The following is a 20,603-nucleotide window of genomic DNA, read 5'->3' as shown; positions in this document are numbered from 1 at the left end:
CTTGCGCAGTGGAGCCACCACGCAAGGTGACCGGAGAAACGGAACCGCGCGCGGTGTCAGAGCCGGCGCAGCAGCAGTCCGGGCTGCTCGACGCAGTCCGCGACGAACCGCAGGAACCCGCCGGCCGTCCCGCCGTCGCACACCCGGTGGTCGAAGGTGAACGACAGCTGCGTCACCTGGCGCACCGCCAACTGGCCCTCGTGCACCCACGGCTTGGGCGTGATCCGGCCGACGCCCAGCATGGCCGCCTCGGGGTGGTTGAGGATCGGCGTCGAGCCGTCCACCCCGAAGACGCCGTAGTTGTTGAGCGTGAAGGTGCCGCCGGTCAGTTCACCCGGGGTGAGCGAGCCGGCCCGGGCCGCCTCGGTCAGCCGGGCCAGTTCGGTGGTCAGCTGCTCGGTGCCCATCAGCTGGGCGTCGCGCACCACCGGCACCACCAGGCCGCGCTCGCTCTGCGCGGCGAAGCCCAGGTGGACGGCGGAGTGCCGGCGGATGCCCTCCGGACCGACGCTGGAGTTGAGCTCCGGGAAGCGCTCCAGGGCGGCGGTGCAGATCCGGGCGAGCAGCGCCAGGACGCTGACCTTGGGACCGGCGGCGCGGTTCAGCTGCTGCCGGAGCTCCATCAGCCCGGTGGCATCCGCGTCCACCCAGCAGGTGGCGGCGGGGATCTCCTGGTGGCTGCGGGTGAGCTTCTCGGCGATCGTCTTGCGCAGACCGCGCAGCGGCACGATCTCGTCGGCGACGGTTTCACGTGAAACAGCGGCCGCGACCGGCGCGGGGGCGGCCTGCGCCGGGGCGGCGACCACCCGCTCCACGTCGCGCCGCATGATCAGCCCGTCCGGACCGCTGCCGGCCACCCCGGCCAGGTCGATGCCGTGCTCGCGCGCCATCCGGCGGACCAGCGGCGAGATCACCGCCACCACGGCCGGGACGGCGGGTGCGGCAGGCGCGGCGACGGCCGCAGGAGCGACCGGAGCGACCGCGGGAGCGGCCGCCCGGGCGGCGCCGTTGCCTGCCACCACGCGCCGGCGCCGGGCGCCCTTGCCGCCCTCCGCGACGCCGTACCCGACCAGCGGGCGCTCGGGCGCGGGCTCGGCGTCGTCGCTCGACGCGACCGACACCGCGACGGTCACCAGCGGGGCGCCGACCGGCACCTCCTCGCCGACCTCGCCGAAGCGGGCGGTGACCACGCCGCCGTACGGGCAGGGCACCTCCACCACGGCCTTGGCGGTCTCCACCTCGACCACCGGCTGGTCGATCGCGATGACCTCGCCGACCTCGACCATCCAGCGCACCACCTCGGCCCCGGTGAGTCCCTCACCGAGGTCGGGCAGCGTGAACTCACGGACCACGGCCATCGACATCAGTCCTCCCACTGGAGCCGGGCGACGGCGTCCAGGATCCGGTCCACCCCGGGGAGGTGGTGGTGCTCGAGCATCGGGGGCGGGTACGGGATGTCGAAGCCGGTGACCCGCAGCACGGGCGCGGCCAGGTGGTGGAAGCACTTCTCGGTGAGCCGGGCGGCGATCTCCGCACCGGCGCCGCCGAAGCCGGTCGCCTCGTGCACCACGACCGCGCGGCCGACCGAGCGGACCACCTCGCAGGCGGTCTCCTCGTCGAACGGCACCAGGGTGCGCAGGTCGAGCACGGAGAGGTCCCAGCCCTCGGCCTTTGCCGCCTCGGCGGCCTCCAGGCAGACCGGCAGCGACGGGCCGTAGGTGATCAGCACGGCGGAGCGGCCGGTGCGGCGCAGCACCGCCTTGCCGATCGGCTCGACCGGCGCGGTCGGGTCCCACTCGGACTTGCCCCAGTAGAGCCGCTTGGGCTCCAGGAAGACCACCGGGTCGTCGGAGGCGATGGAGGCGCGCAGCAGCCCGTAGGCGTCGGCGACGGTGGCCGGGGTGACCACGTGCAGGCCGGCGGTGTGCGTGTAGTACGCCTCGGAGGCGTCGCTGTGGTGCTCCACGCCGCCGATGCCACCACCGAACGGGACCCGGATGGTGATCGGCAGCGGCAGCTTGCCCGCGGTGCGGTTGCGCATCTTGGCGACGTGCGAGAACAGCTGCTCCATCGCCGGGTAGGCGAAGGCGTCGAACTGCATCTCGACCACCGGGCGCAGGCCGTACATGGCCATGCCGATGGCGGTGCCGAGGATGCCGGCCTCGGCCAGCGGGGTGTCCAGGCAGCGCTCGGGGCCGAACTCGGCGGTCAGCCCGTCGGTGATCCGGAAGACGCCGCCGAGCTGCCCGACGTCCTCGCCCATCACGTGGACGGTGGGGTCGGCCTTCATGGCGTCGTGCAGGGCGGTGTTGAGCGCCTGCGCCATGGTGGAGGTCCTGGTCGCCGCGGCGCTGCGGGCGGGGGCGGTGGTCATCAGTGGTGCACCTCGGCCTCGGCGGCCAGCTCGGCGGCGAGCTGCGCGGCCTGCTCGCGCAGTTGCTGGGTGGGCTCGGCGTAGACGTGCGCGAAGAGCGACATCGGGTCGAGCTCGGGTTCGGCGTGGAACTCGGCGCGCATCCGGGCGGCCAGGGCCTCGGCCTCGTCGGCGGCGTCCTGGACCAGCTGGTCGTCGAGCAGGCCGAGCTCGCGCATGCCGCGTTCCATCAGCAGGATCGGGTCGTGCTCGCGCCAGGCGGCGACCTCCTCCTCGTGGCGGTAGCGGGTGGCGTCGTCGGCGTTGGTGTGGGCCTCGACCCGGTAGGTGAGCGCCTCGATCAGGGTCGGGCCGCCGCCGCTGCGGGCGCGCTCGACGGCCTCGGTGAGCACGGCGTGCATGGCGGGGGCGTCGTTGCCGTCCACCAGGCGGCCGGGCATGCCGTAGCCGACGGCCTTGTGGGCCAGGGTGGGCGCCGCGGACTGCTGGGTGAGCGGCACGGAGATCGCGTAGCCGTTGTTCTGCACCAGGAAGACCACCGGGGCGTGCAGCACGGCGGCGAAGTTCAGCGCCTCGTGGAAGTCGCCCTCGCTGGTGCCGCCGTCGCCGAGCATCGCCAGGGCGACGGTCGGGTCGCCGGCCAGGCGGGCGGCGTGGGCCAGGCCGACGGCGTGCGGGGCCTGGGTGGCGAGCGGGGTGCACAGCGGTGCGGTGCGGCTGGCCTTCGGGTCGTAGCCGGTGTGGGCGTTGCCGCGCAGCAGCGTGAGCGCCTCGAGCGGGTCGACGCCGCGGGAGACCACCGCGAGGGTGTCCCGGTAGCTGGGGAAGAGCCAGTCCTGCTGCTGGAGGGCCAGCGCGGCGGTGATCTGGCAGGCCTCCTGCCCGGTGGAGGCCGGGTAGACGGCGAGTCGGCCCTGCTTGGTCAGGGTGGTGGCCTGCTGGTTGTAGCGGCGGCCGACGACGAGGCGTCGGTACAGCTCGCGCAGCAGGGCCGGGTCGGTCTTCTCCAGGGCGGGGGTGCCCAGGACGCGGACCGGTGCGGCGTCCGGCAGCAGTGGCTCGGGGTCGGTGCGGGGGGCGGTGGCGCCCGGGAGCCAGCCGGGTACGGCGGCCGTGTGTCTGTGGTCGAGAACGGTCATCTCGGGCACCTCCTGGGTGGCGGGGGCTCCCTACCGATTGTTCGGTCGTCTGTTCATCTTGACCAGAACCGTGACAAGGTGGTGGACAGTCGGCCGGAATGGCGGTCTGCTGGAGTCAGCACGTCCAATGAGGGAGGGTGGGGGGCCATGTCGGCTGAACAGATGTCCAGACTCGACCGTGTCGACCGGTCGATCCTGCGGCTGCTGCAGCAGGACGGTCGCGCCTCGATCCGCTCGGTGGCCGAGCGGGTGCACGTGTCCAGGGCCAATGCGTATGCCCGGATCTCCAGGATGGTCGAGGACGGAGTGATTCGCGGCTTCACCGCCCGGGTCGACCACGAACGGGCCGGTCAGGGCGCCACCGCGTACATCACCCTGAAGATCGTCCAGAACTCCTGGCGGGCGGTGCGCGAGCAGCTGCTCCAGCTGCCGGGGGTGGCGCACATCGCGCTGGTCGGCGGCGACTTCGACGTACTGCTGCTGGTCCACACGGCGGACAACCGCTCGCTGCGCGAGCTGGTGCTCAGCCGGATCCAGGCGATCCCGCAGGTGCTGTCCACCCAGACCATGCTGGTCTTCGAGGAGACCGACCAGGTCCCGCCGGACCTCTGAGCCGAAGACGCCTCCGGGCCCCGGGAACGCCGCTGCCCCCGGACGGCGGACCGTCCGGGGGCAGCGGGTGGTGCGGGGATGCGGCCGGTCAGTTGGTGCCGGCCACCGCCAGGGTGTTCACCGGGTCGATCGGGCCGGCGGCGCCGGGGACCTCGGTGTCCATCCAGCCGGACCAGCGGCCGGTGGAGTAGTCGCCGTTGGCGTTGAGGACGTGGTCGCCCCCGAGGCCGAACAGCCGCAGCGAGTTGCCGGTGTAGGTGGCCACCAGCGCGGTCAGCGGGGTGGTCTGCCCGGTCGCGCCGGAGACGTCGCCCCAGCTGGTCCAGGCGCCGGCCGCGTAGTCGGCGGTGGCCTGCTTGACCTTGCCGTCCACCAGCGCGAGCAGGTGCTGCTTGGAGCCCACTGCGACGGTGGTCAGGCCGGTGACCGTGCCGGTCAGCGGGCCGACCGCGCCGGTCACGTCGCCGTAGCCCCACGCGCCGCGGTTGTAGTCGCCGTCGGCCACGTGGATCCGGCCGTCGGTGCCCAGGCCGTCGATGTGCAGCACGTTGCCGTTGGCCGCGGCGGTGATGCCGGTGAGCGCGCCGGTCGGCAGACCGATGGCGCCCGAGACGTCACCCCAGGTGTACCAGCGGCCGGTGCCGTAGTCGGCGGTCGCCTCCAGCAGTCGGCCGCCGGAGATCACCACCACGTGCATCTTGCTGCCGGTGGCGGCCACCGTCACCTCGGTCGCCGGGGCGGTCAGCGGCCCGGCCAGACCGGTCACCTGGAGGTCGTACCAGGGGCTCCACTCGCCGGTGAGCAGGTTGCGGTCGGCGGTCCAGACGTGGCCGGCGGCCAGCGTCACGGCGTGCAGCTGACCGTTCAGGTAGAGCACGGCGAAGCGCTGCTTCGGGTCGGGCGTGGTGCCGGCCGCCGGGAGGGCGTGGAAGGTCTCCCAGACGCCGCGGGAGTAGTTGGCGCCCGCGTTGACCGAGCCGGTGGTGGTCTGCGCCAGCAGCTGCACCCGCTCGCCGGCCGCCAGCACGTTGGTCGGCGCCGCGACCAGCTGCACGTCGTCGGCCGAGACGTAGGCGAGCCGGTGGTTGTACCGGATCGGGTAGTACTTCTGGCCGCCGGTCACCCAGGTGCGGTCGTGCGCCGCGCTGCCGTCGATGGTCGGGGCGTAGTAGAAGTCGCCGTTCACCGGGGTGACGGACACCGGGACGTAGCTCTGGCCGGCCGGGAGGGTGGCGCTGAGCGCGGTGATGTTCGGGTCCGGGGCCGGGACGCCGGCCGCCGCGTACGCGCCGTACTCCGGGTAGGAGCGGCCGTAGACCGCGACGCTCGACAGCCCGGGCTTCGGGGTGAGGACGAACTGGCCGGCCCGGTTGTCGGCGGCGGCGATGCTGCCGTCGTTCCAGAACCAGGCCTTCTGGCCGTTGTACCAGATGGCGGTCCACTGGCCCTGCACGTCGGCGACCACGTAGCTGCCGCCGGCCACCGCCTTGTCGGACCAGTCCGCGGCGTTCTGCGTGCCGTTGCCGATCAGCGGGCCGCCGGGGGAGCTGTACAGGTAGACGAAGTTCGCCGGCTGGGCCGGGACGTTGTTGATCACCGGCCGGTAGGCGTTGGAGAACGGCGGGTTGATGGTCACCCGGCCGCCGATCACGTAGCCGGAGTCCGGCGAGACGTGGGCGCCGACCAGATCCATGTAGTGGTTCCAGTCCCAGAACGTGCCCGGGTCCCAGTGCATGCCGGCGACCGCGCTCTGGGTCGGGCCGGGCACCTCGTCGTGGCCGATGATGTGCTGGCGGTCCAGCGGGACGCCGAAGCGGTCGGCCAGGTAGCGGGTGAGCGTCGCCGAGGACTGGTAGAGCTGCTCGGAGTACCAGCTGGCCCCGCTCAGCGCGTAGCCCTCGTGCTCGATGCCGACGCTGTGCATGTTGAGGGTCTTGTTGCCGGCGTGCCAGGCGACGTTCTTGTCCGCCACCATCTGGGTGACGTGGCCGTCGCTGGAGCGCAGCAGGTAGTGCGCGCTCGCCATGGTCGCCGGGTTCTGGAAGGTGGCCAGCGAGCCGGCGTAGCCGCCCTCGGTGTCGTGGATGACGATGTGGTCGATGTCGGCGCCGGTGCGGTTCGCGACCGAGTAGTTGCCGAAGTCGCTGAGGTCGGAGCTGTTCTGCGCGTACGCGGCCGGCTGGAAGTCGCAGCTGAGCGTGGACGGGCACTCGATCGGGTCGGTGGCGGCCGCCAGCGCGGTGCGCGGCGCCGACCGGGAGGCGGTCTGCACGCCGCGGTCGACCGCCGGGCTGTGCTTGGCGGCGGCCGGGTCGGCGGCGAGCGACACCCGCTGGCCCTCGGAGGTGGTGCGGGAGGCGCCGAGCTTGATCGTGCCGAACACCCGGTCGGCGAACTCCCGGCCCTCGGCGGCGCTCTGGGCGTCGGTGCCGCCGTTGCTGTAGCCGACCACCGCGCCGTACCAGGCCGCCGGGTCGCTCGAGAGCGGGGCCTTCGCGTTCTGCTGCAGCTGGGCCAGCAGGGCGGCGCCGCCGCGGATGCTCTGCAGGGTGTCGCCGCGCAGATCCGCCGCCGGACGGTTGATCAGCTTGGCGGCGGTGTCGAGCGTGTGCAGGGCGGGGCTGTCCACCGGCGCCGCCGGGGCGGCCTGGGACCTGGCCCGCGGCTTGGCGTCGCCGTCGCCGCGCAGGTCGACCTCCGGCTGGGCCGCGGCCTGCGCCGCCGCCACCGCCGCCAGGTCGACCTGGGTCAGGCCCATCACGTTGTAGTTGCCGGTGGTGCTCGGCCGGCCCTGGTGCGACTCCCACCGGGTCTCCTGGTAGGAGACGGCCAGCAGGACGCTCTCGGGGACCTTGAACTCCTTTGCGGCCGCGGTGAACTGGGCCTGAAGCCCGGCGGCCGGGGCCGCCTGGACCGGCGCCGCGGCGGCGAGCGGAGCGCCGCTCACCACCAGGCCGAGCGCGGCGAGGGTCGCCGTCGCGGTCGCCGTCGCGCGCAACGGTGACCGCGGTCGCGGTATGCGGGGATGCTGGGTCAACTGACCGTCCGACCTTTCCTGTTCGCCCGGGAAGTCGAGGCGAACGTATCAGGCCGGTCGGACGGCGATCCGGCTACCGGGCCCGCAGTCCGTCGAAGGCCAGGTGCACCACCGCGTCGGCGACCCCGTCGGCGCTCCTGGCGCCCGGCCGGTACCACTCGACGATCGAGTTGATCATGCCGAACAGCAGCCGGGTGGCCAGCCGCGCCTCGACGTCCGAGCGCAGCTCGCCCGCCGTCACCGCGGCCCGCAGCAGCTCCGCGACCCGGTGGTCGAAGTCGCGGCGGCGCTCCAGCGCCCACAGCTCGGTCGCGGTGTTGCCGCGCACCCGCAGCAGCAGCGTCACGTACGGCAGCTCGGTGAGCAGCACCTCGGTGGTGCGGCGCACCACGTGCTCCAGCCGGTCCACCGAGCGGCCGGACGAGGCGGCCGGCTCCTCCAGGATGGCGAACAGCGCGTCCAGCGCGCGGCCCACGGCGAGCCGGAGCAGTTCCTCCTTGCCGCGGACGTGGTGGTAGATGGAGGACTTGGAGATCCCGGCGGCCCGGGAGAGGTCCTCCATCGAGGTGCCGTCGTACCCGCGCTCGTTGAAGACCTCGACCGTGACGGCCAGCAGTGACTCGACGGTGTAGGCGGTGCGCGTGGTGTTCTCGGCCATGGTCACGAGTATCCCCGCCGCCGATCACCCGGCACAGGCCGGGTCACCGGCCGGTGCGCCCGGCCGCCCGGTCCGCGGTGTCCTCGGCAACGTAGTACGCCGGCCGCCGCTGCACCGCGGTGTAGATCCGCCCGACGTACTCGCCGAGCAGCCCCACGCAGATCAGCTGCACCGCCCCGATGAACAGCACCCCGACGAACAGCGAGGTCCACCCGGGCACGGTCATCCCGGCCAGGTAGACGCTCAGGCTGAAGACCACCAGCAGCAGGCAGGTGACGAAGCTGACCGCGCCGAGCCAGGTCGCCACCCGCAGCGGCGCCGCCGAGAACCCGGTGACGCTGTCCACCGCGAGCCGCGCCATCCTGCCGACCGGGTACTTGGTCTCCCCGGCGACCCGCTGCTCCCGGACGTAGCGCACCTCCCCGCTGGGGAAGCCCAGCCAGGGCACCAGCAGCCGGTAGACCCGGTGCTGCTCGGGCAGCTCCTTGAGCGCCTCCACGGCCTCCCGGCTGAGCAGCCGGAAGTCGCCCGCCTGGGCCGGCACCTGCCGGCCGACCAGCCGCCGCATCAGCCAGTAGTAGGCGCCGGCCGTGTGCCGCTTGAACCCGGAGTCGCTGGAGCGGTCCTCCCGCACCCCGTAGACGATGTCCAGGCCGTCCCGGCGGGCCAGCTCCAGCATCTCGCCGAGCTTCTCCGGCGGGTCCTGGAGGTCGGCGTCGATGGTTGCCACGTACGCGCCGTCGGCCCGGTCCAGCCCGGCGGTCAGCGCCGCCTGGTGCCCGCAGTTGCGGCGCAGCCTGACGAGGCGCAGCTGCGGCCAGTCGGTCCGCAGGTCGTGCAGCAGGTCGGGGGTCTTGTCGGTGCTGCCGTCGTCGACGGCGACCACCTCGTACGGCTCGTCCAGCCCGTCCAGGGCGGGGCGCAGCCGGTCGGCGAACGCCCGCAGGGCGTCCTGCTCGTTGAACATCGGGACGACCACGGAGAGTGTGATCCCGGTGCGTGCCTCTGAATCCATCAGGTGCTCCACGGTCGTACGGTGTTCGGATTTTACCCGCCGACCCTCCGCGCAGGTACAGACCAGTAAGGGGTGCCGTAGGCTCGCCCGGACCATGTCGTTCGGCGGGAGGGACCAGATGTCCACGGGCGCGATCCCCGGCGCGGTCGGTCTGGCGGAGGAGCCGCGGACCGCCGAACCGGAGACCTTCCGGCAGTGGGCCGGTCTCACCGCCCGCCGTTACGGTCCGGCGCTCGGGGTCTACGGCGCGGTGAAGCTGATCGGCTTCACCGTCTTCATGGCGCTGCTCGGCTGGTCCGGCGAGTACCTGACGAAGAACCCCCGGTTCGGCGGCGGCGCCCACACCTGGGACGTGCTCGGCGGCTGGGACGGCTGGTGGTACCAGCAGGTCGCCACCCAGGGCTACCACCCGGCGCTGGTCGCGACCGCCGGCGGCCCGTGGGCGTACGAGCAGAACTCGGTCGCGTTCTTCCCGCTCTACCCCGGCCTGATGCGGCTGGTCTCGACCGTCACCGGGCTCGGCCCGTACGGCGCCGGGATGCTGGTCTCGGTGCTGGCCTCGTTCGCCGCCGCGGCCGGCATCTTCGCCGTCACCACCCGGCTCGCCGGGCGGCGGGCCGGCGTCATCGCGGCCGCCGTCTGGGGCCTGTTCCCCGGCTCGGGCGCCGAGTGGGCGGTCTACTCCGACTCGCTGTTCGTCGCGCTGGCGGCCTGGGCCTGCTACTTCGTGATGACCGGCAGCTGGCTGGCGGCGGGGGTCACCACCTTCGTCGCCGGCCTCAACCGGCCGACCTCGGCGGCGCTGGTCGCCGCGCTCGGCGTGGCCGCGCTGATCGCCCTGCTGCGCCGCCGGGACGGCGTCCTCGGCCCGGTCACCGCCGTCCTGATCGCACCGCTCGGCCTGGCCGGCTACCTCGCCTGGGCGAGCTGGAAGATGGGCAGCTGGACCTCCTACTTCGAGCTCCAGCGCGGCGCCTGGCTGCACTTCTTCGACTACGGCGCGCACACCGGCAAGGTGCTGCGCGGCGTGCTGCTGGGCCACCACGACTACGTCTTCGGCTACCCCACCGAGGACCTGATCGCGGTCCTGCTGGTGTTCACCCTGCCGGTGCTGCTCTTCCTGCTGGTCCGGCTGCGCCCGCCGCTGTTCCTGCTGGTCTACACCGTGGTGACGATCGTCCTGGTCCTGGGCAGCCAGCAGATATTCGGCAACACCTCCCGCTACCTGCTGCCCTGCTTCCCGCTGTTCGTCCCGATCGCGGTGGCCCTGCGACGGCTGTCGCTGCCCTCGCTGGCCGCCGTGCTCACCGTCGGCGCGGCCGCCTCCGGCTGGTACGCGGGCTACGTCCTGTTCGAGCTCGGCATCCCGTAGAGCAGCCGGTACGCCCGAGCGCTCTCGTCCCGGCCGGGGCGTTGCGCGGCGCCGGGGACGATCATTCGGGAGGGTCTTCGCCCCGACCGATCGTTCGGTTACGCTGAGGCGTGACCCGCCCGCCCCTATGAGGAGCGCACCATGGCTGCTGCGACCCCCAACCCCCTGGTCGCCGAACTGATCGACCGCCATCAGGAGACCCTCGACCGCGCCCTCGCCGCGATCGAGAGCCGTGACTACTGGACTCCGTACCCGGAGTTCCCCAAGGCGTACGGCGAGACGGGCGCCGCGGACGGCCAGGCCGCGTTCGACGCGCTGCTCGGCTCGGTGTTCCGGATCGAGGGCCAGCCCACCAACGGCGACCTGGTCTCCGGCGAGGCGTCGCCGTACGGCATCGAGCTGGGCGTGAGCTACCCGCACGCCGAGGCGGACGAGCTGATCGCCGCCCTGGAGGCGGCGCGTCCGGGCTGGGCGGCGGCGGGCCCGGCGGCCCGGGCGGCGGTCTGCCTGGAGATCCTCGGCCGGATCAACGCCCGCTCGCACGAGTTCGCGCAGGCCGTGATGCACACCACCGGCCAGGCGTACGGCATGGCGTTCCAGGCGGGCGGCCCGCACGCGCAGGACCGCGGCCTGGAGGCGGTGGCCTACGCGTACGCCGAGCAGGTCCGGCTGCCGAAGAGCGCGAACTGGACCAAGCCGCAGGGCAAGCGCGACCCGCTCAGCATGGTGAAGGAGTTCACCGTGGTGCCGCGCGGCACCGCGCTGATGATCGGCTGCAACACCTTCCCGACCTGGAACGGCTACCCGGGCCTGTTCGCCTCGCTGGCGACCGGCAACTCGGTGCTGGTCAAGCCGCACCCGCGGGCCGTACTGCCGCTGGCGCTGACCGTCCGGATCGCCCGCGAGGTGCTGACCGAGGCGGGCTTCGACCCGAACCTGGTCTGCCTGGCGGTCGAGCACGAGGGCGGCACGATCGCGGCGACCCTGGCCGTCCGGCCCGAGGTCAAGATGATCGACTACACCGGTTCGACCGGCTTCGGCGACTGGCTGGAGGACAACGCCCGCCAGGCCCAGGTCTACACCGAGAAGGCCGGCGTCAACACGGTGGTGCTGGACTCCACCGACAACTACCGCGGCATGCTGGGCAACCTGGCCTTCGCGCTGAGCCTGTACAGCGGCCAGATGTGCACCACCCCGCAGAACCTGCTGATCCCGCGGACCGGCGTCCGCACCGACGAGGGCTCCAAGTCCTACGACGAGGTGGTCGCCGACCTGGCCGGCGCGATCGACGGCCTGCTCGGCGACGACGCCCGCGCGGCGGCCGTCCTGGGCGCCGTGGTCAACCCCGGCGTGCTGCAGCGCAGCGTGGCCGCGGCCGGCGGCGAGTACGGCGAACTCGCCCTCGCCCCGCGGGTGGTGGCCTCGCCCGAGTTCCCGGGCGCGACCATCCGCACGCCCGCCCTGGTCAAGGCCGACGCCGACAAGCCCGACGACCGGACGGCCTTCCTCGGCGAGTGCTTCGGCCCGGTGGCCTTCGCGGTGGCGGTGGAGTCCACCGAGGCCGCGGTCGAGCTGCTCCGCCGCACCGTGCGGGAGCAGGGCGCGATGACCGCCGGCGGCTACACCGTGGACGAGGGGGTGGAGGACGCGCTGGTCGCCGCCTGCCTGGACGCCGGTGTCTCGCTGTCGCTCAACCTGACCGGCGGGGTGTACGTCAACCAGACCGCGGCCTTCTCCGACCTGCACGGCACCGGCGCCAACCCGGCCGCCAACGCCGCGTACTGCGACGGCGCGTTCGTCGCGAGCCGGTTCCGCACGGTGGAGGTCCGCCGGCACGGCTGAGCCGTCGGAACGTGACCGGTGGCCCGTTTCCCTGGGGGCGGGGAGCGGGCCACCGGCGTCTTCGGGGAGGGCGCGGGCCTCAGGACCGCCGGGCCCGGCGCGGGTTGAAGACCCACACCCGCAGCAGGACGAACCGCACCAGGGTGGCCAGCGCGTTGGCCGCCACCAGCGCCGCCAGTTCGACCCCGTGCGCGGAGTCCGGCCGCACGGCGTGCAGCAGGGCGATGGCGGCGCTGCTGAGCACCAGTCCGATCAGGAAGGCGATGCCGCCCTCCACCTGGTGCCTGAGCGCGTCGCGCGGGCCTGTGACGCCGAAGGTGAACCGCCGGTTGGCCGCCGTGTTGAACACCGCCGTGACGGCGAGCGCCACGGCGTTGGCGACCAGGGCCGGCACCGCCTGCCGGGCCGCCAGGTAGAGCAGCAGGTAGGCCACCGTCGACAGGGTGCCGATCACCGCGAAGCTGGCCAGCTGCCAGCCGAGCCCGGGCGGCAGCTGGGCGCGGCGGGCGGCCGCGGGCAGGTCGAGGCGGTCGGCGCCGGAGAGCGAGCGGCGGGCCACCCGGGCCATGCCCCGCAGGTCGTCCAGCGCGGTGCGGACGATGTCCACCCGGCTGTCCGGGTCGTCCACCCAGTCCACCGGCACCTCGTGGATCCGCAGGCCGGAGCGCTCGGCCAGCAGCAGCAGCTCGGTGTCGAAGAACCAGGCGTTGTCCTCGACCTGGTCCAGCAACTGCTTGACCACCTCGGTGCGGCCGGCCTTGAAGCCGCACTGGGCGTCGGAGAACTTGGCCGCCAGGGTGGCCCGCAGCAGCAGGTTGTAGGTGCGCGAGATGAACTCCCGCTTGGGGCCGCGGACCACCGCCGAGCCGCGGTGCAGCCGGCTGCCGATGGCCAGGTCGCTGTGGCCCGACAGCAGCGGGGCGACCAGCGGGAGGAAGGCCTCCAGGCCGGTGGACAGGTCCACGTCCATGTAGGCGACCACATCGGCGTCGCTGGCGCCCCAGACCTCGCGCAGCGCCCGGCCGCGGCCCTTGAGGTCCAGGTGGACGGCGGCGACCTGCGGGATCTCCTCGGCGAGCCGGGTGGCGACCGCCCAGGTGCCGTCGAGGGAGGCGTTGTCGGCGATGGTGATCCGGTAGTCGTACGGGAAGGTCTCGCCGAGGTAGGCGTGCAGTTCCCGCACGCAGCGCTCGACCGTGTGCTCCTCGTTGTGGACCGGGACGACCACCTCGACCAGCCGAGTCCGCACCGTGGTGTCGTCGGTGGTGTCGCCGGTGGCGAGGGGGCCGACCGCGGTCGCGCCCCGCATTGCGGGCTGTGTCATGGGAAGAAGGTTCACAGCCGCTGATGGGGCCGCGATGATGGCAGTCTGAGATCGCGCTGAGAACCCGCACGCCGAGCCACGGGAGACGACGATGTCCGAGAATCAGCCCACCGCCGACGTGCTGGTCGTCGGGGCCGGCCCGACCGGTCTGCTGCTCGCCGGTGACCTGGCGGCGGCCGGGCTGCGGGTGACGGTGCTGGAGAAGCGCGCCGCCGAGTCCAACCTGACCCGGGCGTTCGCCGTGCACGCCCGCACCCTGGAGCAGCTGGACGCGCGCGGACTGGCGGACGAACTGATCGCCACCGGGCAGCCGCTGCGCTCGCTGCGGCTGTTCGGCCGGCTGCGGGTGGAACTGGGCGACCTGCCGACCCGCTTCCCGTTCGTCCTGATCACCCCTCAGTCCCACACCGAACGGCTGCTCCAGGAGCGGGCGTCGAAGGCCGGGGCGACGCTGGTGCGGGGCGCCGAGGCGGTCGGGCTGCGGCAGGACTCCGAGGGGGTGTCGCTGACCGTCCGGGAGGGCGGGGCGACCACCACCCACCGCGCCCGGTACGCGGTCGGCACCGACGGCGTGCACAGCACCGTCCGCGACCTGCTGGGCATCCCGTTCCCGGGCGAGTCGGTGGTCAACTCGGTGATGCTGGCGGACGTCCGACTGCGCCGGGAGCCGGACGAGGTGCTGACGGTCGGCGCGAGCGAGGCCGGCTTCGCCTTCCTGGCACCGTTCGGCGACGGCTGGTACCGGGTGATCGCCTGGGACCGCGCCCGGCAGCGCCCGGACGGCGACCCGGTGGAACTCTCCGAGATCGCCGAGCTGGCCCGGGCCGTGTTCGGCGTGGACCACGGCTTCACCGAGGCCCGCTGGACCTCGCGCTTCCACAGCGACGAGCGGCAGGCGCCGACGTACCGCTCGGGCCGGGTGTTCCTGGCCGGCGACGCCGCCCACTGCCACTCCCCGGCCGGCGGCCAGGGCATGAACACCGGCCTTCAGGACGCCGCCAACCTGGGCTGGAAGCTGGCCGCCACCCTGCAGGGCTGGGCCCCTGACGCCCTGTTGGACACCTACCAGACGGAGCGTCACCCGGTGGGCCGGGCGGTGCTGCGCAGCTCCGGCGCGCTGGTGCGGATCGCCCTGGCGCAGAACGGGCCCAGCCGGGCGCTGCGCTCGGCGCTCACCGCGGTCGCCGACCACCTCGGCCCGGTGGCCGAGCTGGGCGCCAAGCAGATCTCCGGCATCGGCATCTCCTACCCGGCGCCGAAGGGCTCCCACCCGCTGGTCGGACGGCGGCTGCCGGACCTGCGGCTGGCCGTCGACCGGCCGGGCGGGCCGTCCCGGCTGTACGAGGCGCTGCGCGGCGGCCGGGCGGTGCTGATCAGCAACGACGAGCTGTCGGTGGCGGACGCCTGGTCGGAGCGGGTGGTGACGGCGGCGCCGGCCGACCCGCACGGCAAGCTGCGCGACACCGTGCTGCTGGTCCGCCCGGACGGCTACGCGGCCTGGGCCGGCGTCGACCCGACCCGCGGCGAGCTGCGCACCGCGCTGGCGTACTGGCTCGGCCGGCCCGCGGACTGAGGCCGGGACCGAGGCCGCGGCGGGCGGCGCGGCGCTACCGGCCCACCTTCTCGTAGTGCCGTGCCGCCTTCGCGCGATTTCCGCAGACGGCCATCGAGCACCACCGCCGGCGCCCGTTCTGCGACGTGTCGAAGAAATGCAGGATGCAGGTCGGGTGGGCGCACGCCTTGATGCGGTGGGCGCCCTGGTCGAGCAGGTTCAGATAGTCGTCGGCGGCGAGCCAGGCGGCCAGCCATTCCGGTTCGTCGACCTCGACGTCACGCTCGGGTCCGGCCGCGGCGAGCCGGTGGAGCAGGCGCCCGTGGGCCAGCACTCCGTTCAGTGCGGCGTACGCGGCCGGGCGCTCCTGCGCACCGTCCGCGACCAGGGCGCCGAGCGCCTCGCGGGCCGTGCGGACGGCCCGCAGGGAGGCCTCGTCGGCGGGGCAGCGCTCGGCGAGGCCGGCCGAGGCGAGCCAGATCCGGTAGCCGTCGAGGTCGGTGAGCAGGTCGTTCACGGGGGTGCCGCGCCAGCGCGTGTTGAGCAGATCGAGGGCGAGCGGTTCGCCAATCAGCGGTCGCGGGTCGCGGGGGTCAGCCATGCGGTCGAGTGTAACTCTGTTCCAACCGGCCGGTATTCAGTGTATTCAATTCAAATTCCACACTTGACTGTTCTTTGATAAGTAATTGCTCAGGCATGGGCCTTTTCCTGAGAGTTTTCTGGGAGATTCTGGCAAGCGTTTTCGAACCGGAACGCCCCACACTTTCCGGAGGAGCCCCCGTGCGACCCCGCTCGCTCGCCCTTGCCTCGGCGCTCGCCGTCCTGCCACTGACCGTGGTCTCGCTGGGCGTCAGCACCGCCCAGGCGGCGCCGACCCCGAACGCCACCGCCCGGGTGGCACTGCCTCAGACGGTGACCCCCGCGGTCGCCCACTCGAACAAGAAGGGCGACGTCCCCGCCGAGCAGCAGATCTCGGTGGCCGTCAGCCTGAAGCTGCACAACACCGCCGAGCTCGACCGCTTCCTGCACGCGCTGGCCACCCCCGGCACCGCCGAGTACGGCCACTACCTGACGCCCGAGCAGTTCGGTGCCAAGTTCGGCGCCACCCAGGCCGACGTGGACCAGGTCCGCGCCTTCCTCACCGCCCAGGGCCTCAAGGTCGGCTCGGTGAGCGCCAACCGCCAGGTGATCGACGCCACCGGCTCCGCCGACCAGGTCGCCAAGGCCTTCGGCACCCACGAGTCGACCTACACCGACCCGCAGCAGGCCGGTGCCACCTTCTTCGCCAACGACTCGGCCGCCACCGTCCCGGCGGCCCTGGCCGGCGTGGTCGAGGGCGTCGACGGCCTCAACAACCGCACCGTGCGCACCACCCGGATCGCCAAGCCCGGCGCGTCCACCCCGCACGCGACCCCGAGCGGCTTCGGCCCGGCCCAGTACGACGGTGCCTACAACCTGAACAAGGTCGGCGCCGACGGCACCGGCACCACGGTGGCGCTGTGGGAGTTCGACGGCTACAAGTCCACCAACCTCTCCACCTACGACTCGCAGTTCGGCCTGTCCGGCCCGGCGATCTCCACCGTCTCGGTGGACGGCGCGAACTACGACTCCAAGCCCGGCGAGGGCCAGGGCGAGGTCGAGCTGGACTCCGAGATCGTCCGCGGTGTCGCCCCCAAGGCCACCCAGCTGATCTACGAGGCCCCGAACAGCGACCAGGGCGAGATCGACATGGCCGCCAAGATCGTGGCCGACAACCGCGTCTCGGTCATCTCGATCTCCTGGGGCTCCTGCGAGCCGGACACCACCGCCTCCTCGATGACCGCGGTGAACAACTCCTTCAAGCAGGCCGCCGCCCAGGGCATATCGATCTTCTCGGCCTCCGGTGACGACGGCTCCAAGGACTGCACCCGCTCCACCAGCGGCGCCTCGGTCACGGCGGTCGACTTCCCGGCCTCCAGCCCGTACAACACCGGCGTCGGCGGCACCAACCTCAAGGTGAGCGGCAACGCCTACTCCTCGGAGTCGGCCTGGTCCACGGCCGGCGGCGGCGTCTCCACCCAGTACGCCAAGCCGAGCTGGCAGACCGGCACCGGGGTGAGCGGCACCATGCGCACCGTCCCGGACGTGTCCTCCAACGCCGACCCGGCCAGCGGCTTCGCGATCTACACCCAGGGCACCTCCAGCGCCGGCTGGCAGGTCTACGGCGGCACCTCGGCGGCCGCGCCGCTGTGGTCCGGCTACGCCGCGCTGTTCAACCAGAAGGCCAAGGCGGCCGCCCAGCCGGTCCTCGGCGAGGCCAACCCGAAGCTCTACTCGCTGGCCAACTCCAGCTCCTACGGCTCGGTCTTCCACGACGTGACCACCGGCAGGAACCAGGACTTCCCCACCAAGGCCGGCTACGACCAGGTCACCGGCTGGGGCACCCCGGTCGCCGACGCGCTGACCACCGCCCTGCTCGGCGGCACCACCCCGCCGCCGTCCGGTAACTGCACCGCGGCGCAGCTGATCGGCAACGCGGGCTTCGAGACCGGCTCCGCCGCCCCGTGGACCACCTCCTCGGGCGTGGTCGACAACTCCGCCTCCGAGGCCGCCCACGGCGGCTCCTGGAAGGCCTGGATGGACGGCTACGGCTCCGCCCACAGCGACAGCGTCTCGCAGACCGTCTCGATCCCGGCCGGCTGCAAGGCGACCTTCAGCTTCTGGATGCACATCGACACCGCCGAGACCGGCTCGACCGCGTACGACAAGCTGACCGTCCAGGCCGGCTCCACCACGCTGGCGACCTACTCCAACGTGAACGCGGCCACCGGCTACGTCCAGAAGTCCTTCGACCTGTCGGCCTTCGCCGGCCAGAGCGTCACCCTGAAGTTCACCGGCACCGAGGACTCCTCGCTGCAGACCAGCTTTGTGATCGACGACACCGCGCTCAACGTCTCCTGACGTTGCCTCATGTGACGCCGGTACGGGCCTCGGGGCCCGTACCGGCTCCTTGTGTTTCGGTAATGTTTCAACCTTGGCTGATCTGCGATTTCCTTGTCGTGACCACTGTCATATGTCCGGCTTGATGACGTAGCCTCTCGTCCCTGACTAGGGTTCCCACAGCTCGGTGGCACTCCTCCCGCCGCAAAGTGGCGCCGGGGGCGAACCCGCCCCGAGCTCGCCTGGTGGGGAAGGTGTCGCATGGGCTCTCAGCAACCTCAGCATGCCGGCCGGCTTCGGCTGGTCGGACAGCGCGATTCAGGGCCCGAGGACGCCCCGGTGGTCGCCGCCGCGCCGGACCACGGTCCCGCGGCCGCCTCGGCGCCCCCGGCGCCGGCCGCCGGCTTCGCCGACGTGCTCAACGCCGCGATCGAGGCCAGTGGCCTCAGCCTGGACCGGATCCGTTCCGCCCTGGCGAAACAGGGCGTCAGGGTGTCCATCACCACGCTCAGTTACTGGCGCCGCGGCCGCAGCCAGCCCGAGCGCGCCACCTCGCTGCGCGCCGTCCACCTGCTGGAAGAGCTGCTCGGCCTGCGTCACAACACGCTCAGCTCGCTGCTCGGCCCGCCCCGGCCGCGTGGACGCTGGGTGACGCCGCCGGGCAGCCCGGACGGGCTGCGGGTCGAGCAGGTGTGGCCCGGCGAGCAGGAGATCGCCGAGGTCTTCGCCGAGCTGGACGCCCCGCCCACCGGCGAGCTGGAGCGGCTGTCCATCCACGACTCGTACTTCGTCGACGCCAACCGCCGCGGCCACCTGCTGCGGATGCGCCAGGTGGTGCGCGCCACGGTCGCCGAGGTGACCCGGCACGTGGTGGTGCACAAGGCCGACGACGGCGTCACGGTCTGCCCGGAGATCACCTCCGTGCGGCACGCCCGGCTCGGCCGGGTGCGCCGGCGCCCGGAGAGCGGCCTGCTGGTGGCCGAGCTGCTGCTCGACCGCCCGCTCGGCCTCGGCGACTCCACCGTCTTCGAGTACGAGGTGGAGATCCCGGACAGCGGGGAGACCATCGACTACGGGCGCTTCTTCGCCGTGCCGGTCCGCGAGTACGTGCTGCAGGTCCACTTCGACCCCGGGGCCGTGCCGGTGCAGTGCGAGCGCTTCGACCGCTCGCCGGCCGAGGAGGTGGACCGCAGCCGCCAGCAGCTGTGGATCGGCGCCTCCGCCAGCGCCCACGTCCTGGCCACCGACCAGCGGCCCGGCCAGGTCGGCATCCGCTGGCAGTGGGAGTGACCGGCGTCTAACCGCTTCACAACTCCATACCGGTTGCACCCTCGCTGACTAACCTCTACTGTCATCAGTACTGGTTAGCCATCGAGGGGAGTCGCCCGCATGCCCAGCACGCTGCAGACCGGACACGTCGGCCTGAACGTCACCGACCTGGCCCGCTCCACCGCCTTCTACCGCCGGGTGCTCGGCCTCGACCTGGTCGCCGAGAACCAGGACCCGAAGCGCCCGTTCGCCTTCCTCGGCCGCCACGGCGCCCCCGTACTCACCCTCTGGCAGCAGTCGGACGGCGACCACGACACCGCCCGGCCGGGGCTGCACCACCTGTCCTTCCGGGCCGAGTCCCTGGACGAGGTCCGGGCCGCCGAGGAGGTGCTCAAGGAGATCGGCGCCGAGTTCGCCCACGAGGGCGTCGTCCCGCACGCCGAGGGCGCCACCTCCGGCGGGATCTTCTTCTTCGACCCGGACGGCATCCGCCTGGAGATCTTCACCCCGTCCGGCGTGCCGGCCGACGCCGAGGCCCCCACCCCCGCCGCCCCGACCTGCGGCTTCTTCTAGGCGGGCGGCACGCCATGACCACCACCCGCTCCGGCTTCCACGCCGGCGAGCGCGCCGTGCAGGCCCGGGCCGGTCTGCGCGAGCGCGCGGACCACGTCGGCCGCTCCATCGGCGCGGTCATCCCGCCGGTCGCGGCCCGCTTCCTGACCGAGCGCCACACCCTGGTGGTGGGCGCCGCCGACCGGCACGGCGACCTGTGGGCCACCCTGCTCGGCGGGCGGCCCGGCTTCCTGCGGGCCGTCGGCGACACCGGCCTCGCGGTCGCCGCCCGCCCGGTGCCCGGCGACCCGCTGGCCGAGGCGCTCGCCGAGCCCGCCCGGGTCGGCACCATCGCCCTGGACCCGGCCGGCCGCCGCCGGATGCGGCTGAACGGCCGCTCCGAGCCGGACGGCCGCGGCGGCCTGCTGATCGACGCCGAGCAGGTCTTCTCCAACTGCCCGCGCCACATCCACCGCCGCACCCCGCACCCCGTCGCACCCAGGGCCGCCGCGGCCGCCACCGGCTCCCGGCTCACCCTGCGCCAGCAGCTCGCCCTGGCCACCGCGGACACCTTCTTCCTCGCCTCCGCCGACCCCGCGGGCGACGTCGACGCCTCCCACCGCGGCGGCGCCCCCGGCTTCGTCACCGTGCTCGGACCCGACCGGCTGCGCTGGACCGAGTACCCGGGCAACGCGATGTACATGACGCTCGGAAATCTGGAGCTGCGCCCCTCGGCCGGCCTGCTGCTGCCCGACTGGGAGACCGGCGGCGCCCTGCTGCTCACCGGCCGCGCCCGGGTCGACTGGGCCGATCCCGCCGCCCCCGCCGTCGACTACCGCGTCACCCGGGTCGTCGAACTCCCCCACGCCACCGCACTCACCTGGACGGAGGACGACGCCCCGCCGAACGGCCGCTGATCCACCATCAGCCGAAACAGA

The 20,603-nt window shown here is 73.1% G+C and carries 16 protein-coding genes; 8 read left to right on the top strand and 8 right to left on the bottom strand.

What is annotated here, in order from left to right; translation table 11 throughout:
• Positions 1 to 56: 56 nt before the first annotated feature.
• Genes FHR36_RS31995 through pdhA form a run of 3 tightly spaced genes read right to left on the bottom strand, consistent with a single transcriptional unit; the run spans position 57 to position 3,513 of the window.
• A complete protein-coding gene (locus FHR36_RS31995; RefSeq protein ID WP_253802853.1) occupies positions 57 to 1,358 on the bottom strand; it encodes a dihydrolipoamide acetyltransferase family protein in 1,302 nt (433 codons plus the stop codon).
• Positions 1,359 to 1,363: 5 nt separating this feature from the next.
• Positions 1,364 to 2,374 (bottom strand): alpha-ketoacid dehydrogenase subunit beta, encoded by a 1,011-nt coding sequence (locus FHR36_RS31990; protein ID WP_253802851.1) that lies wholly within the window; start codon positions 2,372 to 2,374, stop codon positions 1,364 to 1,366.
• A complete protein-coding gene (pdhA, locus tag FHR36_RS31985; protein WP_253802850.1) occupies positions 2,374 to 3,513 on the bottom strand; it encodes a pyruvate dehydrogenase (acetyl-transferring) E1 component subunit alpha in 1,140 nt (379 codons plus the stop codon). Before pdhA ends, FHR36_RS31990 begins: the two co-directional genes overlap by 1 nt.
• Before the next feature lie 162 nt (positions 3,514 to 3,675).
• Between pdhA and FHR36_RS31980 the strand changes: the two genes are divergently transcribed.
• Positions 3,676 to 4,125: an Lrp/AsnC family transcriptional regulator gene (locus FHR36_RS31980; protein ID WP_253802849.1), complete on the top strand. Its 450-nt coding sequence runs from the start codon at positions 3,676 to 3,678 to the stop codon at positions 4,123 to 4,125.
• Positions 4,126 to 4,213: 88 nt separating this feature from the next.
• Here FHR36_RS31980 and FHR36_RS31975 read toward each other — a convergent pair whose 3' ends face one another.
• From FHR36_RS31975 to FHR36_RS31965, 3 genes are all read right to left on the bottom strand, one after another.
• Complete coding sequence (locus FHR36_RS31975; protein WP_253802847.1) at positions 4,214 to 7,123, bottom strand: N-acetylmuramoyl-L-alanine amidase; 2,910 nt, start codon at positions 7,121 to 7,123, stop codon at positions 4,214 to 4,216.
• Positions 7,124 to 7,235: 112 nt separating this feature from the next.
• Positions 7,236 to 7,820, bottom strand: a complete 585-nt coding sequence (locus FHR36_RS31970) for a TetR/AcrR family transcriptional regulator (RefSeq protein WP_253802845.1) — start codon at positions 7,818 to 7,820, stop codon at positions 7,236 to 7,238.
• A 43-nt stretch (positions 7,821 to 7,863) separates the two neighbouring features.
• A complete protein-coding gene (locus FHR36_RS31965; protein ID WP_253802843.1) occupies positions 7,864 to 8,835 on the bottom strand; it encodes a glycosyltransferase family 2 protein in 972 nt (323 codons plus the stop codon).
• 118 nt (positions 8,836 to 8,953) lie between these two features.
• On the opposite strand from FHR36_RS31965, the gene FHR36_RS31960 reads away from it, so the two are divergent.
• Together FHR36_RS31960 and paaN are read left to right on the top strand one after the other, a co-directional pair.
• Positions 8,954 to 10,207 carry a glycosyltransferase family 39 protein gene (locus FHR36_RS31960; RefSeq protein WP_253802841.1) on the top strand — a complete coding sequence of 418 codons (1,254 nt, stop codon included), beginning with the start codon at positions 8,954 to 8,956 and terminating at the stop codon, positions 10,205 to 10,207.
• A gap of 141 nt (positions 10,208 to 10,348) precedes the next feature.
• Positions 10,349 to 12,049: a phenylacetic acid degradation protein PaaN gene (gene paaN, locus FHR36_RS31955; protein ID WP_253802839.1), complete on the top strand. Its 1,701-nt coding sequence runs from the start codon at positions 10,349 to 10,351 to the stop codon at positions 12,047 to 12,049.
• Positions 12,050 to 12,128: 79 nt separating this feature from the next.
• On the opposite strand, the gene FHR36_RS31950 is transcribed toward paaN, so the two are convergent.
• The gene (locus FHR36_RS31950; protein WP_308199695.1) at positions 12,129 to 13,373 is read right to left on the bottom strand and encodes a bifunctional glycosyltransferase family 2/GtrA family protein; all 1,245 of its coding nucleotides are present in this window, start codon (positions 13,371 to 13,373) and stop codon (positions 12,129 to 12,131) included.
• Between the two features lie 91 nt (positions 13,374 to 13,464).
• On the opposite strand from FHR36_RS31950, the gene FHR36_RS31945 reads away from it, so the two are divergent.
• Positions 13,465 to 14,946 carry an FAD-dependent monooxygenase gene (locus FHR36_RS31945; protein ID WP_253802837.1) on the top strand — a complete coding sequence of 494 codons (1,482 nt, stop codon included), beginning with the start codon at positions 13,465 to 13,467 and terminating at the stop codon, positions 14,944 to 14,946.
• Between the two features lie 34 nt (positions 14,947 to 14,980).
• Here the strand turns inward: FHR36_RS31945 and FHR36_RS31940 are convergent, their stop codons facing one another.
• Entirely contained in the window at positions 14,981 to 15,526 is a 546-nt protein-coding gene (locus FHR36_RS31940; RefSeq protein WP_253802835.1) for a CGNR zinc finger domain-containing protein, read from the bottom strand.
• 179 nt (positions 15,527 to 15,705) lie between these two features.
• Here FHR36_RS31940 and FHR36_RS31935 point away from each other — a divergent pair, with 179 nt between their 5' ends.
• From FHR36_RS31935 to FHR36_RS31920, 4 genes are all read left to right on the top strand, one after another.
• Positions 15,706 to 17,865, top strand: coding sequence for a protease pro-enzyme activation domain-containing protein (locus tag FHR36_RS31935; protein ID WP_253802833.1), 2,160 nt, complete (start codon positions 15,706 to 15,708; stop codon positions 17,863 to 17,865).
• A 240-nt stretch (positions 17,866 to 18,105) separates the two neighbouring features.
• Entirely contained in the window at positions 18,106 to 19,134 is a 1,029-nt protein-coding gene (locus FHR36_RS31930; protein WP_253802832.1) for a hypothetical protein, read from the top strand.
• Positions 19,135 to 19,233: 99 nt separating this feature from the next.
• Positions 19,234 to 19,686, top strand: coding sequence for a VOC family protein (locus FHR36_RS31925; protein WP_253802831.1), 453 nt, complete (start codon positions 19,234 to 19,236; stop codon positions 19,684 to 19,686).
• Positions 19,687 to 19,700: 14 nt separating this feature from the next.
• Positions 19,701 to 20,582 carry a pyridoxamine 5'-phosphate oxidase family protein gene (locus FHR36_RS31920; RefSeq protein WP_253802830.1) on the top strand — a complete coding sequence of 294 codons (882 nt, stop codon included), beginning with the start codon at positions 19,701 to 19,703 and terminating at the stop codon, positions 20,580 to 20,582.
• The last annotated feature ends 21 nt before the right edge of the window (positions 20,583 to 20,603 follow it).

The sequence above is a fragment of the Kitasatospora cinereorecta genome (genome assembly GCF_024172095.1).
GTDB lineage: Bacteria > Actinomycetota > Actinomycetes > Streptomycetales > Streptomycetaceae > Kitasatospora > Kitasatospora cinereorecta.
This window is presented reverse-complemented; position numbering and strand designations above follow the sequence as displayed.